Genomic DNA, 15,545 nt, shown 5'->3' on the forward strand with positions numbered 1-15,545 from the left:
TTACTCCAGTTCGGCGCGCTTGCGCTCGTTGTTCAGGTGGAAGGCGCCGTCGGTGACGATCTGTTCGCCTTCCTTCGGGCCCTGCAGCAGCGGGCGCACGCCGTTGTTGCCGGCGCCGAGTTCGACCGGCGTCAGCCGGTACTGGTTGTCGCCGGTCTTCACGAAGACGTGGTCGCGGTCGTTTTCGCGCACGACGGCCGCCACCGGTAGCGCCAGCGCGGGCGTGGCCGCGCCGGAGATGCGCATCGTGGCCAGCATCTGCGGCTTGAGCGAGCGCTGGGCGTTGTCGACCTGGGTGCGGATCGCGACGGTACGGGTCTCGGGCTGCACGGTGGCACCGACGTAGACGATCTTGCCGGTGATCGGCACGCCGTTGAGCGCCGGCACGTCGATCTCGACCGACTGGCCGACCTCGACCGAACTGGCCGCCTGCTCGGGCAGTGCGCCGACCACCCAGACGTTGCTCAGGTCGGCCACGGTGAACATCGGGTCGCCCGGCTGGGCCACCTGGCCCTGGCTGACGGTGCGCTCGATCACCACGCCGGCGCGGGGGGCGCTGACGACGGTGGCCTCGGACAGGGTGCCCTGGCTGCGCAGCTGCGCGATCGCGTTGGGCGAGACACCCATCAGCCGCAATTGGTCGGTCGCTGCGCGCAACTCCGCGGTGGCGATCGCCAGCTCGGCTTCGCGGCGCTGGAGTTCGGCCGAGCCGATCACGTCGGCCTGGATCAGCTGGCGGGCGCGTTCGACGGCACGGGCGGCCAGCGACTTGTTGGAGTTGGCGCGCAGCACGGCCAGCTGGGCCTGGGTCAGCTCGGGGCTGGCGACGCGGGCGAGCGCCTGGCCGGCGCGGACGTTGTCGCCCGGCTCGACGAGCACGTCGGTCACCCGGCCGGTCACCGATGCGCCGATGCGCGACAGCAAGCGCTGGTTGGCCTCGATGCGGCCGGGGATTTCCTGGACGCTGGCGATGTCGGCCTTCTTCAGCGGCTCGACCTTGAAGTTGGACGCCATCTCGGGCTTGACCTTGACGACCATCGGGTCCTGGGGCGCGGCTTCGGCGGCGGGGGCGGCAGGCGCTTCGTTGGACTTGCCGCAGCCCTGCAGGGCCAGCAGGGTGCACAGCGCGAGCGCGGCGGCCATGCCGGGGCGGCGGGGGAAGGAAGAAGAAAAAGTCTGCATGGTGGGTCTCGACTGGAGCAAAGGAGGGGCGCTCAGCGCGCCAGGGCGCCGGGGGTGGCGAAGCGGCCGGAGAGCAGATCGAGCTCGGTGCGGGCGGCCTGCACCTGGTAGCGGGCGGTGATCAGGTCGGCGCGTACGCCGCGCAGCACCCGCTGGGCATCGAGCACGTCCAGGATGCCGCGCTCGCCGAAGCGGTAGGCGGCGTCGGCCACACGCAGGGCGGCCTCGGCATCGCGCACCGCGCCTTCGCTCAATGCCTGCACCCGCAGACCCGCCATCTCGAGTGCCTTGGAGGCGTACTGCAGCTGCTGTTCCAGCTCGGCGCGGCGGCCTTCGAGGCGTACACCCGTGCGCGCCACTTCGGCATCGGCCTCTGCGATCGGGCCGGCGCGCTGGTCGAGCAAGGGAATCTGCAGGCTCACGCCCAGGATGTTCTGCTTGACCTCGGGCTCGCGGCTCTGGGTGTAGTTGAGCGTCACGCCCGGCCAGCGGCCGGCACGCGCGCCGCCCAGATGGGCCCGCGCCCGGTCGTTCTCGGCCTGCAGTACCCGCAGTTCGGGGTTCTGCGACAGCGCTTCTGCGCGCAAGGTCTCGAGCGGCGGAACGTTGACCGAGTCGGTCAGCGAGGCGTCCAACTGCCAGCGAGCGGGCAGGGCGCCTGCCGCCAGGCGGTTCAGGAAGATGGCGGCCTGCTCGGCCTGCAGCAACGCCGACTGCTGCAGCGAGCGGGCGTTGACGATCTCGGCCTCGGCCTTGATCAGTTCGTAGCGGGGCGCCTCGCCGCTGTCGACCCGGGCGCGGACCCGCGCATTGACCTGTTCCAGCAGCGACAGCGCCTCGCCGGCCGCGACCGCTTCCGACTGGCGCAGCAGGTACTCGTAGGCGCGCAGCCGGATCTGGGCGACCAGCTCATTGCGGGTCACCGCCACCTGCTGCGCGCTGCCGCGCTCCCCCGCGGTGGCGGCCTCCACCCGAGCCCGCCGCACCAGCGGGTTCTCGATCAGCTGCGACACGCCGACCGTCTGCAGCCGGCCCGACAGGCTGCTGGCGCCCGCGCGGGGCGTCTGGTCGCCCCGGGTGTAGTCGAGCGTCGGGTTGGGCAGTGCGCCGGCCGAGGTGATCGCGGCCTGCGCGCCCTGGCGCGCCCGCTCGGCGGCCAGCAGGCCGGGGTTGTACTGCAGCACCGTGTCGGTCAGCTGCTGCAGGCTGATCCGGGGGGCATCGGCCATCGGAGCGAGTGCCGCGGCCCCGGCCGCCGTGGCGGCCGGCAGGCTGAGGGCGGGTGCGCCGCCCGCAGGCACGGGCGGGGCCGACCGGGGCGCCTCGGTGTCGGGCGGCATGGACTGCGGGGTCTGGGCCAGGGCGATTCCGGAATGCAGCAGCGCGAACGCCACCGCTGCCAGCGCAGGATGAATTGTCTTCACTCGATGTGACATGGATTGCGGCCTTGCGAAAAGGCGGAACAAGACGAAACGGCATGCCATCCGGCGGTGCCGGAGATACGGATGCGGAAACGGAACGGCGCCCGCACCCGGGCGCCCGATCAGGCGCGAAGCGTGCGGGGCGGGCGCAGGAGGTCGCGCACCCATGGAGTGAGCGCAGCGATGCGTTCGAGCGGCACGATCGTGTGCGCCGCCTGCGTGCAGATCTGCGACAACGGCTGCCAGGCCATCATCTCGGTACGGTCGTCGTTCGTGGCTTGGACGTCAGACACCACCTGAGCGGCCGCTGCGCTGAGGCCGCTTCTGTCGGACTCCGGATAGCAGAAGACGAAAAGCGTCTCTGTCACCGCGACTGCCGCATCTGCTGGAATGACGCTGCCCGGAACCGGTGCAAGCGTGATCTCGGCCGCCTGCCGACGGCAGCCGTTGCCCGCCAGCGCCGCCAGCGCGAGCAGAAGCAACAGGGCGGTGACGGCGATGGTGCGAAAAGTCGGAGCCGGGGACATGCTTACGGATAAATCGATGCTGCAAAGCAACAATGGAAAAGCCTATTCTGCACGATTCGCATTAACTTGACGAAACGCTAATAGTGAATGCTCGATGAACAGATTTCGGTCGGCTGTTTCTGGTTAGTAATCCGTAAATTCTGCCGTGTTGTGCGGCGCGGAGCCTGCGAAACCTCAGCGTTTCGCCAGCAGTGCGTCGATCATGTGGATGTCCTGCGCCGTCAGCGTGCCGGCCGCCTGACGCAGCCGTATCTGCCCCAGCAGCAGGTTGTAGCGGGCCTGTGCCAGATCGCGCTTGGTCTGGTAGAGCTGGCTTTGGGCGTTCAGCACGTCGATGTTGATGCGCACACCCACCTGGTAGCCGAGCCGGTTGGCCTCCAGCGCGCTTTGGCTCGACATCTCGGCCGCTTCCAGCGCCTGCACCTGGCCCGCGGCCGACAGGGTGCCGAAGAACAGGGAGCGGGTGGCCTGCGCCACGTTGCGCCGGGTGGCGTCGAGATCGGACATAGCCTTCTCCTCGAGCGACAGCGTTTCGCGCACGCGGTTCTGGATGGAGAAGCCGGCGAAGAGCGGCATGTTGAGCTGAACACCGACCGAAGCCTGTCGGGCCCTGTACGACACCGACGGAATCACGGTCGTTCCGCTCGGATATCGGGCCAGGTTGTAGCCGGCTGTGAGGTCTATCGTGGGGAGATTGCCCGCCTCGGCTTTCCGAATCTCCAGGCGGGCCACGTCGAGGGCGATCTGCGCCTGGCGAATCGTCGGCTGGTAGGCCTGCGCCTCGTCGACCCACTGATCGGGCGTGTCGGGAACCAGCCGCGGCAGGTGCGCATTCGGGTCGAGCGGATGGGGCACGGTGCCGTAGCGGCCGACCAGCTGGTCGAGCGCTGCACGTTTGGTACGCAGATCGTTGTCGGCCCCTATTTCCTGTGCCACCACCAGGTCATAGCGTGCCTGCGCTTCGCGCGAGTCGGTGATGGTCGCATTGCCCAGTTCGAAATTACGCTGTGCCGACGCGCGCTGCTCCGACACTGCCTGCTTCTGCGCCCGCACGACACTCAGCGTGTCCTGCGCGGCCAGCACGTCGAAGTAGGCCACACTGGTCCGCACGATCAGATCTTGCGCGGCCGTGTCGAGTGCCGCCCGTGCGATCTCGGTCTGCCGCTGGCCCTGTGCGAAAGTCAGGACATTGACGGGGCGGTACAAGGGCTGTGACGCATTGACGCCCACCTGCTGGGTCGTCACGCCACTGTCGGCCCGGGGCAGGCTCAGGTCGTTGTAGCCCCGGGAGATGCCGGCTGACAATCCGGCCGACGGCAGAAGCCCGGCGCGCGCCTGTTCGCCGCGGCTGACTGCGGCGTCGTAGTTTGCCTGGGCCGATTGAAATGCGGCGTCATGACCACGCGCTGCATCGTACAGCTCCACCAGACTCTGCGCCGGCAACTGGCCCGCAGCGAGCAATGCCGATGCCGCCAGCGAAATGGGGCGAAGGGGCCGCAAAGACTCGATCCGAGGAGTGCGCATGATGGGTAGCGAGAATTGAGAACCGACAGGCGTGGCTCGGCTTGCGCCTCTTCCAGATCCGAATCGGTCGGAAATCCAGTGAGAAGTAAAAAGCCGATAGCCTGTCAGTAGCGCGGAACCGAGGCGTCCTGCTCGATGGCCCAGGCATCGATGCCGCCGGCGATGTTCACCACCTTCACGAATCCGTTCTGCGCCAGGAACGCAGCTACTCGCTGGCTGCGGGCACCGTGGTGGCAGAGGCAGGCGATGGGCGTATCGGCGTCGAGTTCGGACAAACGCGCCGGAATCTCGTTCATCGGAATCGCGACGAGGGTAAAGCCCAGCGGCCGGACGGCGGCTGTCTGGGTCTCCCAGGCCTCGCGCACGTCGAGCACGACCGGCTGGGCCGTAGCGCTGCCGGCGCGCCAGGCGTCAAATTCGGCGGGGCGTACCTGGGCGACGGGGGAAGGCTGCATGGACAGATCCGGACGGAGGGACAAATCAGAACTGGAAGCGGGACGGCTCGGGGAAGTGCTGCAGACGCTGGGCCACGGTGTCCCAGGGCTGGCGCGTCTCGTAGCTGGTCTCGCCGGTGCGGGTGACGTAGGTCATCCGCATCATCGGCTCCTCGCCCACGATGGCCGACAGCCGGCCGCCGACCTTGAGCTGCGAGAGAAGCGCCTGCGGCACCTGCGCGACCGAACCGCTGAGCACGATCACGTCGAACGGACCGCCGAGAGACACGCCGATCGCGCCATCGGCATTGCGCACCTCGGCGTTGGCGATGCCGGCGCGCTCCAGGTTTCGGCGGGCCATCTCGGCCAGCGCGGGGTCGATCTCCAGCGTCAGCACGCGGGAGGCGCGACGTGCGAGCAGCGCGGCCATGTAGCCTGAACCGGTGCCGATCTCGAGTACCGTCTCGTGCGGCTTCACGCCCAGTTCCTCCAGCGTGCGGGCTTCCACCTTGGGGGCCAGCATGCATTGCCCCCCCGGAAGCGGCACTTCCAGGTCCATGAAGGCCAGGCTCTGCGTCGCAGGCGGCACGAAATCCTCGCGCCGCATCGTGGCCAGCAGATCGAGCACATCGTTGTCGTGCACGTCCCACGGGCGGATCTGCTGCTCGACCATGTTGAAGCGGGCCTGGTCGGTGGTCGTGGCGTTGGGGAAGGGCGTGTTGAGGGGCATGTTCATCGGATTCTTTCGAGAGCGTCGAGGCAAACCTGCCGATTTTAGGGCGCTGCGGATACGGCGACGGGCGGTATCGCCAGACCCTGGAGCAACATGTCGATCTGGGTGCGCAGGAAACGCTCGGGATCGAAGCCCTGGATGGCGCTGTCGCGGTGGAGCATCAGGAACAACATCGGCGCCTTGAGCGCATAGGCCGCATACGCCACGTCCACCGTACGGAATTCGCCCCGGTCCATGCCCCGCTGGACGATGCGGGCCAGCAGGGCGGTCCCCGGCGCCTCCACCTCCTGTTCGTAGAAGCCCGCCAGTTCGGGGAAGTTGCAGGCCTCGGCCATCATCAGCTTGCAAATGCCGCTCGCCTTGCTGCGGCCGACCTGCTGCCACCAGGCATTCATGGCGTAGACCAGCATTCCGGCCGAGTCGGCTGCGAACTCGTCGATCTCCACCGACCAGCCTGCGTACATGACGCTGATGTTCGCGCGTACCACGGCTTTGAAGAGTTCGTGCTTGCTGGGAAAGTAGAGAAACAGCGTGCCCTTGGAGACACCCGCCCGCGCCGCGACCTCTTCGACGCGGGTGGCCGCATAACCTTTCTCCACGAACACGTCGAGCGCCGCCGCCAGGAGTTCGCCCGGACGGGCTTTCTTGCGGCGTTCTCGGCGTCGTGTTTCGTCGGTGGAGGTGGGTTCGGCGTTCGACATTCTAATGACTGGCTGGTTATTAGTGTACGGGAGCCTGCCGTACAGGTCGATGCGCGCGAAGGTGCACCGGTAGCGCGTGGCGGCCTTGTCTTGCACCGGGAGGATCGAGCCCCACCTGGAGCGCTTATTGACCGATCCCATGCTTCGCGGCCTTCAGGCCGCTCTACAAAGGAACCCATGTCTGCTTCCCAAGAAACCATCGTGCTCGGTGGCGGCTGCTTCTGGTGCACCGAAGCCGTCTTCGACCGCGTGCGCGGCGTCACCGACGTCGAGAGCGGCTACTGCAACGGCGACGGGCCACGCCCGAGCTATGAACAGGTCTGCACCGGCCGCACCGGGTATGTCGAGGTGGTGAAGCTTAACTTCGACCCGTCGGTGATCGAACTGGGCGCGCTGCTGGAAATCTTCTTCGTGGTGCACGACGCGACGACGCTCAACCGCCAAGGCAACGACGTCGGCAGCCAGTACCGCAGCGGCATCTACACCTCCAGCGACGCGCAGGCGGCCATCGCCCACGAGACGATCGCCCGCGTGCAGCAGGATCCGGCCCTGCGCGGAGCGACCGTCGTCACCGAGGTGGAACCGCTGCGCGACTACCATCCGGCGGAGGACTACCACCAGGACTATTTCCTGCAGCATCCCCAGCAGGGCTACTGCGCCTTCGTCGTCGGGCCCAAGGTGGAGAAGTTCCGAAAGACGTTCTCCCAGCATTTGAAAGCCTAGGCGTTTGCGGCGTCGCGTCCCCCGGTTGCTGTCGCGGCGGTACTGCAGCTTTAGGCGAGAATCGGCGCCTGCGCGGCCTCTGGGCGGTCGCACCTCCGCCGCCGATGCACTCCCGCACCCCCTTCTTCCGTGACCGATCCCAACTGCTGCGCCGTCGCGCGGGCGGCTGGTATCTGCTCGCATTGCTGGTGGTGGCGCCGTGGCTGGGCATGCTGCACTCGGTCGTGCATCCGGTCGTCCCGGCGGGCGTATCGGCCTCTCTGCACCACGTTGTCGGGCACGGCGCTGTCTCAGGCGCTGCGCAGGGCCATGCGGCGGATTCACACGGGCTCGCGCGCCTGTTCGGTCCGCACGACGCGGGCGACTGCCGCGTCTACGACCAGCTGCTCCAGGCGGACGCGCTGCTTTCCATGCCGCCGGCCGTGGTACCGGTGTTCTGGGCGGCAGTGCGCTTCGCCGTCCCGCCGCAGCCGTCGCCGTCCTGCGGCAGTGCCGTCTTCGAGGCCCGCGCGCCGCCTCCCGTCCGTTGAAGCTGCGCAGCGCCCGGCGCGCTGCCGCTCATGGCGTCCGCTGCGCGGCGGATGCCCGTGGCCGTCCGCATGCGCCTCGCGTGGCGTCGGCATGTCCTGTTCAACGAGTGTTTTCACCATGTCCATCCCTTTCCGCAGCAGCGCCCTGGGTGCCGCCGCCTTCTCGCTGTGCGCCCTCATGGCGTCCGGCCCCGCCTCTGCGCAGACCGCGTCCACGGCCGACCCCGCTTCGTCGCGTGCCTCTCACCTGCGCGAAATCACGGTCACCGGCAATCCGCTCGGCGCCACCGACACGGTGGTGCCGGCCGAACGCCTTGAGGGCGACGCGCTCACGCTGCGCAGTCGCACCACGCTGGGCGAAACGCTCGACGGTCTGCCGGGCGTCAGCAGCACCTACTTCGGTCCCAACGCCAGCCGGCCGATCATCCGGGGCCAGGACGGCGACCGCATCCGCATCCTGCAGAACGGTGGCGCGACGCTGGATGCGTCGGCGCTCAGCTTCGACCACGCGGTGCCGACCGAGGCATTGACCACCGAGCGGATCGAAGTGCTGCGGGGCGCGGGCGCGCTGCTCTACGGCGGTAGCGCCGTGGGCGGCGTGGTCAACGTGATCGACGACCGCATCCCGCATGCGCCGATCGACGGCGTGACCGGCAAGGTCGACGGCGGCCTGGCCGCCGGCAACGGCGAGCGCAGCGGCGCCGCGATGGTGGAGGGCGGCAACGAGCGCTTCGCGATCCACGCCGACGTGTTCGACCGCAAGACCGACGACGTGCGGGTGCCGGTGCAGCTCGATTGCGCCAAGCCCGGTGCGCCCGGCCTCGCGCGGCGCATCTGCAACTCGGCCAGCAGCTCGCACGGCGGCGCGGTGGGCGGCACCATGTTCTTCGACCGGGGCTACCTGGGCGCATCGGCCAGCACCTACCGCACCGACTACGGCACCGTGGCCGAGGACGACGTGACCATCGGCATGCGCTCCGATCGTTATGCGCTCGAAGGCCTGTGGCGCATCGACGCCGGTCCGCTGGAGAGTATCAAGTTCAATGCGAGCCACACCGACTACGTGCATACCGAGTTCGAAAGCGGCGCTGCCGGCACCACCTTCCGCAACCGGGGCAACGACCTGCGGATCGAGTCACGCCATCGCCCGATCGGCGCCCTGCAGGGCGTGGTCGGCCTGCAGGCCGAGGCCAACCGCTTCTCCGCGCTGGGCGAGGAGGCCTTCGCTCCGGCCAGCCGGACCCGTTCGACCGCGCTCTTCGCCCACGAGGAACTCGCCACCGGCTGGGGCAAGCTGACCTTCGGTGCCCGCACCGAGCAGGTCAAGGTGCAGTCGTTCGGCAATCCGGAGGTGGACCGGTTCGACATCGGATCGCGCACCTTCCATCCGCACAGTGCCGCCGTCGGCGCGCTGGTGCAGCTGGCACCGCAATGGCAGCTCACCAGCAACCTGGCCTACACCCAGCGCGCGCCCAAGGACTACGAGCTGTTCGCCAACGGGCCGCACGTGGCCACCGCGGCCTGGGAGACGGGCGACGGCGCGCTCGGTCTGGAGAAATCGACCGGCCTCGATCTGGGGGCCGCCTGGAAGGACGGCCCGCACCGCTTCTCGGTCACCGGCTACGTCACCCGTTTTTCCAACTACATCGGCCTGGCGCCGACGGGCGATACGATCTCGGAGGAGGGAGAGCGCAATCCGCCCGAGGGCGTGGATGCCCTGCCCGAGTACCGCTACGCGGGCGTGCGTGCCCGGTTCTACGGCGTCGAGGCCAGCGGCACGGTGCGACTCTGGGGCGCGAGCGGTCTTGCCGCGGCCCCGGGCGCGGCTGCGAACTCGGCGCTCGACCTCAACCTGCGCGGCGACCTGGTGCGCGCCGAGAACACCGACACCGGCCAGCCGCTGCCGCGCATCGCGCCGGTGCGTGCCGGTGCCGGCCTGGTCTGGTCCAGCGGACCGTGGCGCGTGGGTGGCGGCTTCGACCACAGCGCCGCACAGCGCCGCGTGCCGAACGACGGCTCGCGCGCTACCGGTGCCTTCACCCTCTGGAATGCGTCGCTCGGCTACACCACCCAGGTGCAGATGGGCAACCTGCGTAGTTCGGTGCTCTGGTACGCCCGGCTCGACAACATCACCGACCGGCTGGCGTACAGCGCCAGCTCGATCCTGACGACGACCGCGTTTCCGCGCGCGCCGCTGCCCGGACGCAGTCTGAAGGTCGGCCTGCGCGCCGAGTTCTGATCCGGCGGGCCGGCGCGGGCGGGCCGACGCTCAGGGCGCCAGCCGCTCGCGCTGCCAGGAGGCGTCGGCCTGCAGCCGGTACTGGAGCCGGTCGTGCAGCCGGCTCTTGCGGCCCTGCCAGAATTCCCAGCGGTCGGGCACCAGCCGGTAGCCGCCCCAGTGCGGCGGACGCGGCGGCTGCAGCAGGAACTGCGCGCCGTACGTGGCCGCGTTGGCCACCAGCACCGACCGGCTCGGGATCACCTGGCTCTGCGGACTGGCCCAGGCGCCGATGCGCGAATCGAGCGGCCGGCTGCGGAAGTAGGCGTCGCTTTCCTCCGCGCTCGTCCGCTCCACCCGGCCTTCGATGCGCACCACCCGCTCCAGCTCCACCCAGTGGAACTGCAGCGCCGCGAACGGGTTGCCGGCCAGTTGCCGGCCCTTGCGGCTGTTGTAGTTGGTGAACCACACGATGCCGCGTGCGTCGTAGCCCTTGACCAGCACGATACGGCTGCTGGGCCGCAGGTCGCTGCCGACGGTGGCGAGCGTCATCGCATTGGGCTCGGGCACCGCGCTCGCCAGCGCCTCCGAGAGCCAGCGTTCGAACTGTTCGAGCGGATCGGCATCGGAATCCTGCTCGCCTAGTTCGGCGCGTTCGTAGCTTTTGCGCAGGGCCGCGAGGTCGGCAGGCGCGGGCGGTGGGGTGGGGTGGGAAGCCATCGCGGGATTGTGCATCGCATAGAGTGCGCCTTCCGCAGGTCATGCCGCGGCCGCCGCGCGGGTGGTTACCCGCCAGCACCATCCGAACCACCTCGCCCGATGCCGCCAGTCGCCCCGCCCCTGCCCACGGTTCTCGTCCTCGCCTCCGGCAAGGGCGAACGCTTTCGCGCCTCGGGCGGCCGGGTGCACAAGCTGCAGGCCGATCTGTGCGGCCGCAGCGTCCTCGACCGGACGCTCGACGCGGTCCGGGCCAGCGGTCTGCCCTGGCACCTGGAGGATGCGGGCCATCCGGGCATGGGCGATTCGGTCGCCGCGGCGGTGCGGGCGACGCGGCATGCGCCGGGCTGGCTGATGTTGCCGGCCGACCTGCCGCTGATCGCGGCGGCGACCCTCGTCTCGGTGGCCCGGACGCTGATGGCCGGCACGGCCATGGCCGTGCTGCCGTGGGTGGGGGGCCGGCGCGCCCATCCGGTCGGCTTCGCGGGCCCGCTGGGTCAGGAGCTGTCGAGCCTCGAAGGAAAAGAGGGCGCCAGGCGCATCATTTCACGGCTGGATGCTATGAAAAGCGTAGCAAATGTTCAACTCGACGATGTCGGCGCGGTTACCGACATCGACACCATCGAGGATTTGCAGCGCGCCGCCGATCTGCTGCACGGCCGCGGCACCGCGCCTGCGGCCTGATCAGCGCTGCTCGATCACGCCGCAGGCGATGCGCGGGCCCGAATCGCCCGCGGGTTGGCTGTGGTAGTCGTCGCGGTCGCGGTGTACGACCAGCGCCCGGCCCAGCACTCCGGTGGGCCCGTTGCCCAGGCTGATCGCCCGCGTGTCGATGCTGAAAGTAGCGGTGCCGGTGCTGTCGGCATGCAGGCTCGGCAGTTCGCCGGCATGCACGCCGGCCTCGCCGAAACGGCCATGCTGCACCGCCTGCGGATTGAAGTGGCCACCGGCCGCGTCCCCGTCGCGTCCGCAATCGCCGACCTCGTGGATGTGGAAACCGTGCTCGGTGCCGGGCGGCAGGCCCCAGACCGTGCCGGTGACCTGCACGATGCCGCCCAGTTGCCGGAAGGCGATGTTTCCGCTCGCGGCATGGCCGGGCGTGGGTCGCAGATCTGCCACCGCGGTGCTGCCGCAGGGCGGGCCGGCGCATCCCGTCAGCAACAGGGACAGGCAGGCGGCCGCGGTGGACGAGGCGAGCGGACGACGATCGGGCGACGAACGGGCGAACATGCGCCGCACTCTAAGCGGCACGCCTCAGCCGGGTGCTTCCGCTTGTGACAGCCGCAGTATGCGGGCCAGCGCCTTGTCCTCGATCCCCATCTCGCGCAGCGATGTATAGGTGGCGTGCGCGTAGTCGCGGGTGGTGCCGAACCGGCCGGCAGCGGTCGCGAAGATGCTGCGGTACTGGGCATCGGTCAGCTCGCCCGTGTGGTGGGGGCTGTTGCGCGACAGGGTGAAGGCCAATGCCCGCACCGGGCCTTCCGCGGTGCGCAGCGGCAGCCACCGCGGATCGTAGACGCCGGTCACCATCTCGCGTTTCCAGAGGTCGATCAAGGTCTGCAGGCCCCGCGCGCGCTGCACCCGAAACACCATGCCCCTGCAGCTGCCGCCGGTCAGCAGGCCGAAGACGAGGCCACGGCATTCCGGGGTGCCGCGGTTCACCGCGCTCCACATCTTGAGGGCTCGGTGCCAGCCGTGCACCAGTGCGGCCCGGCACTCCTGGAACGGGAAATCGGGCCGCCAGATCAGCGAGCCGTAGCCGAAGATCCACAGATCCTCCTGTCCGCCCCACTGCGCAAGCGCCTGCTCCAGCATCGCCTGCGGGTCGCGCTGCCGGCGTGTCGGTTCGATGACGGGTGGTACGCCGTCGCGCGAGGGCGGGGTAGGTGAGGGAGAGGACATTTACAATTTCGCAGTGGCGACAGGCCATTATTCACCTGGACTTTCCGCATGAACACCTCGAGCGACCCCGATAGCCAGCAGCGTTTCGCCTTGAGCCTCATGGGCGGGCTGATCGTGATCCTGCTCGCCGTCGTTATGGGCTCGGTCGTGCGGCGCCACCTGCATCCGCACCACCGAACGGCCGCGGTCGCCGATTCCAATTCGGTCGAAGGTGCCCGGGTGCTGATCGAAGAAGGCATCGTCAAGATCTACTTCGCGCCTGGCAGCGCGACCCTGACACCGGGTACCGAAAAAGCGCTGGCCAGCGTGGTCAAGGGAATGGACGTGGGCATGCGGGCGGTGGTGCTCAGCTACCGGTACCCGGCAATCGGCCCGGGCGACAGCGCGGCCCTTGTCCGACGCCGTGCGGCCCAGGTGCGCGAGATGCTGGTAGGCCTGGGGCTGCCGGACGACAAGATCGAACTGCGCTCGTCCGCGCAGGCCGGTGGCTCCAGCGCCGGCGAAGACCGGGAACTGGCCAACCGCATGGATGTGATGCTGGTGAACTGACGAGCCGTACGCGGCGCCGGCCTGTCGGTACACCCTGAATGGACCGCCGCGGTCGCTTCGCAGCCGACGAGGCTTCCGCCGCTCTAAGAGCGGCTAACACAACCCAGCGAAGCGGTTCTGGCTAGGCGCCGCATCGCAGACAGTACGAGTAGTACGACAAGGTGCGGCAACGACGCCAGAAGGGTTGTGTTAGCCGCTCTAAGCCAAAGTCTCCGCGATGTCCCGTGCCAACTGCGCGACCCGATCCTGCGAAAGCCCCGTCGCCTTTACCTGGCGGCGCTCCGGCCACCGGCGGAAGTGCGCCCGCTGCGACTTCGCATACGACGGGTCGTAGTGCTGCGTCGCCAGCTCGTAAAAAAGCTGCGGCAGCGTGCCCGCCAACGCCAGGGCTTGCCAGGCGGCGATGACCTCCTTGCCGTGCAATTGCTTGAGCGGCTCGAACTGGCCGGCCAGCCATTCGGGGCGATCGCCCAGGTAGGCGTAGTCGCGCAGCAGGTAGTCCAGGCGTGCCGCGTCGGGCACCTGCAGTTCCACGCAGGGGCTGTCGCGCATCCGCTCGACCAAGGGGATCGGCAGGTTGAGTCGGCCGATGCGGCGGCCTTCGCCTTCCACGTACAGCGGCCGGGACGGGTCGCAGCGCTCGATCACGGTGGCGATGGCGGTTTCGAAGGCGGTCTGCGACGGTTGGGGCGTGTCGGGCAGGGCGCCCAGCAGCGATCCCTTGTGGCGGGCCAGGCCCTCCAGGTCGAGCGTCTGGTGGCCCCGGCTCGCCAGGGCGTGCAGCACCCGGGTCTTGGCGCTGCCGGTGGGGCCGCAGACGACGATCAGCGGAAGCTGCGGCCCCTGTTGCTCCAGCGTGTCGATCACGTGGCGGCGCCAGGATTTGTAGCCGCCGGCCAGCTGCTGCGCGTCCCAGCCGACCATGCGCAGCCAAGTGGTCATCGAGCCGCTGCGCAGGCCGCCGCGCCAGCAGTACACCAGTGGCTTCCAGCCGGCGGGCCGGTCGGCGAAATGGTTCTGCAGGTGGCGCGCCAGGTTGGCCGCCACCATGCCGCCGCCGATGCGCCGGGCCTCGAAGGCACCTTGCTGCTTGTAGAGCGTGCCGACGATGCGGCGCTCTTCGTCGTCGAGCACCGGGCAGTTGATCGCGCCGGGAATGTGGTCGAGGGCGAACTCGGCGGGCGAGCGGGCGTCGACGATGGTGTCGAAGCCGTGGCGGTCGGCCACCCGGGTGGGCGATCTCATGCGGTCACCATCAGGCCGGGTGGGCCGCTGTCCATGCGGCCGACCACAGCGGCGTCGCCGAAGCCCTCGGCCCGGAAGATCGCCTGCACCGTGCCCAGCGCCTCGGGCGCGCAGCTCACCAGCAGGCCGCCACTGGTCTGCGGGTCGGTCAACAAGGCCTGGGCGATGGTGGGCAGCCCGGCGGCCAGTTCCACGTCGGCGCCGTAGCCGCTCCAGTTGCGGCCGGAGGTGCCGGTGATGCAGCCGGCCTCGGCCAGCGCGGCCACGCCGGGCAGCAGCGGCAGGCCCGGCCAGTGCAGCGTGGCGCGCAGGCCGGCGCCGCGGGCCAGCTCCAGCGTATGGCCGGCGATGCCGAAGCCGGTCACGTCGGTCAGCGCATGCACGCCCTCGCAGTCGGCCAGGGCTATGCCGGGGGTGTTGAGCCGGGTGGTGGTGTCGATCAGCCGGGCATAGCCATCGGCGTCGAGCAGGTTCTTCTTCAGCGCGGTCGACAGCACGCCCACGCCCAGCGGCTTGCCCAGCACCAGCAGGTCGCCGGCGCGGGCGTCGCGGTTGCGCCGTACTTTCGACGGATGCACCAGGCCCATCACCACCAGGCCGTAGATCGGCTCGACCGAGTCGATGGTGTGGCCCCCCGCGATCGGGATGCCCGCGGCGCGGCACACCGCCTGGCCGCCCTCGACCACGCGGCCGATCACCTCCACCGGCAGCTGGTTCACCGGCATCGCGACCAGGGCCAGGGCCATGATCGGCCGGCCGCCCATCGCGTACACGTCGCTGATCGCGTTGGTGGCGGCGATGCGGCCGAACTCGAACGGGTCGTCGACGATCGGCATGAAGAAATCGGTGGTGGCGATCAGCGCCTGCTCGTCGTTCAGGCGGTAGACGGCGGCGTCGTCGGCGGTTTCGATGCCCACCATCAGCTCGGGCGGGACGAGGCCCGCGCCGCTGCTGCGCAGAATCCGCGACAGCACCCCCGGCGCGATCTTGCAGCCGCAGCCGCCGCCGTGCGAGAAGGCGGTGAGCCGGATCGGCGCATCGGGGAGGGAAGGGAGGGTTGGAGCGGGGAGGGAGGTGGGGTGCATGGGGGCCTTGGGGTGAACAGAATTATCGCGAGCGCCAGGGTTTCTAGAATCGCG

Annotated in this window: 17 protein-coding genes; 5 read left to right on the forward strand and 12 right to left on the reverse strand. The window is 69.4% G+C overall.

From position 1 onward, the window contains the following. From DFQ15_RS14590 to DFQ15_RS14620, 7 genes are all read right to left on the reverse strand, one after another. A complete protein-coding gene (locus DFQ15_RS14590; protein ID WP_110466679.1) occupies positions 1 to 1,182 on the reverse strand; it encodes an efflux RND transporter periplasmic adaptor subunit in 1,182 nt (393 codons plus the stop codon). Positions 1,183 to 1,214: 32 nt separating this feature from the next. Continuing rightward, entirely contained in the window at positions 1,215 to 2,606 is a 1,392-nt protein-coding gene (locus DFQ15_RS14595; protein WP_233504534.1) for a TolC family protein, read from the reverse strand. 119 nt (positions 2,607 to 2,725) lie between these two features. Beyond that, complete coding sequence (locus DFQ15_RS14600; RefSeq protein WP_110466680.1) at positions 2,726 to 3,130, reverse strand: hypothetical protein; 405 nt, start codon at positions 3,128 to 3,130, stop codon at positions 2,726 to 2,728. Positions 3,131 to 3,304: 174 nt separating this feature from the next. Then, positions 3,305 to 4,654 (reverse strand): TolC family outer membrane protein, encoded by a 1,350-nt coding sequence (locus tag DFQ15_RS14605; RefSeq protein ID WP_110466681.1) that lies wholly within the window; start codon positions 4,652 to 4,654, stop codon positions 3,305 to 3,307. Positions 4,655 to 4,758: 104 nt separating this feature from the next. Next, positions 4,759 to 5,109, reverse strand: coding sequence for a rhodanese-like domain-containing protein (locus DFQ15_RS14610; RefSeq protein WP_110466682.1), 351 nt, complete (start codon positions 5,107 to 5,109; stop codon positions 4,759 to 4,761). 25 nt (positions 5,110 to 5,134) lie between these two features. Beyond that, entirely contained in the window at positions 5,135 to 5,824 is a 690-nt protein-coding gene (locus tag DFQ15_RS14615) for a protein-L-isoaspartate O-methyltransferase family protein (protein ID WP_110466683.1), read from the reverse strand. Positions 5,825 to 5,862: 38 nt separating this feature from the next. Next, positions 5,863 to 6,522, reverse strand: a complete 660-nt coding sequence (locus tag DFQ15_RS14620) for a TetR/AcrR family transcriptional regulator (protein ID WP_110466684.1) — start codon at positions 6,520 to 6,522, stop codon at positions 5,863 to 5,865. A gap of 177 nt (positions 6,523 to 6,699) precedes the next feature. On the opposite strand from DFQ15_RS14620, the gene msrA reads away from it, so the two are divergent. The 3 genes from msrA to DFQ15_RS14635 all read left to right on the forward strand — a co-directional run bounded on the left by msrA (position 6,700) and on the right by DFQ15_RS14635 (position 10,014). Next, positions 6,700 to 7,245 (forward strand): peptide-methionine (S)-S-oxide reductase MsrA, encoded by a 546-nt coding sequence (gene msrA / locus DFQ15_RS14625; protein WP_110466685.1) that lies wholly within the window; start codon positions 6,700 to 6,702, stop codon positions 7,243 to 7,245. Positions 7,246 to 7,349: 104 nt separating this feature from the next. Next, complete coding sequence (locus tag DFQ15_RS14630) at positions 7,350 to 7,775, forward strand: hypothetical protein (protein WP_146228767.1); 426 nt, start codon at positions 7,350 to 7,352, stop codon at positions 7,773 to 7,775. Positions 7,776 to 7,893: 118 nt separating this feature from the next. Then, positions 7,894 to 10,014 (forward strand): TonB-dependent receptor, encoded by a 2,121-nt coding sequence (locus DFQ15_RS14635; RefSeq protein ID WP_110466687.1) that lies wholly within the window; start codon positions 7,894 to 7,896, stop codon positions 10,012 to 10,014. 30 nt (positions 10,015 to 10,044) lie between these two features. Here the strand turns inward: DFQ15_RS14635 and pdxH are convergent, their stop codons facing one another. Next, positions 10,045 to 10,728: a pyridoxamine 5'-phosphate oxidase gene (pdxH, locus tag DFQ15_RS14640; RefSeq protein ID WP_110466688.1), complete on the reverse strand. Its 684-nt coding sequence runs from the start codon at positions 10,726 to 10,728 to the stop codon at positions 10,045 to 10,047. Positions 10,729 to 10,812: 84 nt separating this feature from the next. Between pdxH and DFQ15_RS14645 the strand changes: the two genes are divergently transcribed. After that, positions 10,813 to 11,394, forward strand: coding sequence for a nucleotidyltransferase family protein (locus DFQ15_RS14645; RefSeq protein WP_110466689.1), 582 nt, complete (start codon positions 10,813 to 10,815; stop codon positions 11,392 to 11,394). Here DFQ15_RS14645 and DFQ15_RS14650 read toward each other — a convergent pair whose 3' ends face one another. Then, the gene (locus DFQ15_RS14650) at positions 11,395 to 11,940 is read right to left on the reverse strand and encodes a superoxide dismutase family protein (RefSeq protein ID WP_110466690.1); all 546 of its coding nucleotides are present in this window, start codon (positions 11,938 to 11,940) and stop codon (positions 11,395 to 11,397) included. A 24-nt stretch (positions 11,941 to 11,964) separates the two neighbouring features. Beyond that, positions 11,965 to 12,525 carry a gamma-glutamylcyclotransferase gene (locus DFQ15_RS14655; protein WP_110466691.1) on the reverse strand — a complete coding sequence of 187 codons (561 nt, stop codon included), beginning with the start codon at positions 12,523 to 12,525 and terminating at the stop codon, positions 11,965 to 11,967. A 135-nt stretch (positions 12,526 to 12,660) separates the two neighbouring features. Here DFQ15_RS14655 and DFQ15_RS14660 point away from each other — a divergent pair, with 135 nt between their 5' ends. Then, positions 12,661 to 13,161, forward strand: coding sequence for an OmpA family protein (locus DFQ15_RS14660; RefSeq protein ID WP_110466692.1), 501 nt, complete (start codon positions 12,661 to 12,663; stop codon positions 13,159 to 13,161). A 198-nt stretch (positions 13,162 to 13,359) separates the two neighbouring features. On the opposite strand, the gene mnmH is transcribed toward DFQ15_RS14660, so the two are convergent. Together mnmH and selD are read right to left on the reverse strand one after the other, a co-directional pair. Beyond that, positions 13,360 to 14,406: a tRNA 2-selenouridine(34) synthase MnmH gene (mnmH, locus tag DFQ15_RS14665; RefSeq protein WP_110466693.1), complete on the reverse strand. Its 1,047-nt coding sequence runs from the start codon at positions 14,404 to 14,406 to the stop codon at positions 13,360 to 13,362. Further along, positions 14,403 to 15,491 (reverse strand): selenide, water dikinase SelD, encoded by a 1,089-nt coding sequence (gene selD / locus DFQ15_RS14670; RefSeq protein ID WP_110466694.1) that lies wholly within the window; start codon positions 15,489 to 15,491, stop codon positions 14,403 to 14,405. Before selD ends, mnmH begins: the two co-directional genes overlap by 4 nt. Between the last annotated feature and the right edge of the window lie 54 nt (positions 15,492 to 15,545).

The sequence above is a fragment of the Xylophilus ampelinus genome, assembly GCF_003217575.1.
GTDB lineage: Bacteria > Pseudomonadota > Gammaproteobacteria > Burkholderiales > Burkholderiaceae_C > Xylophilus > Xylophilus ampelinus.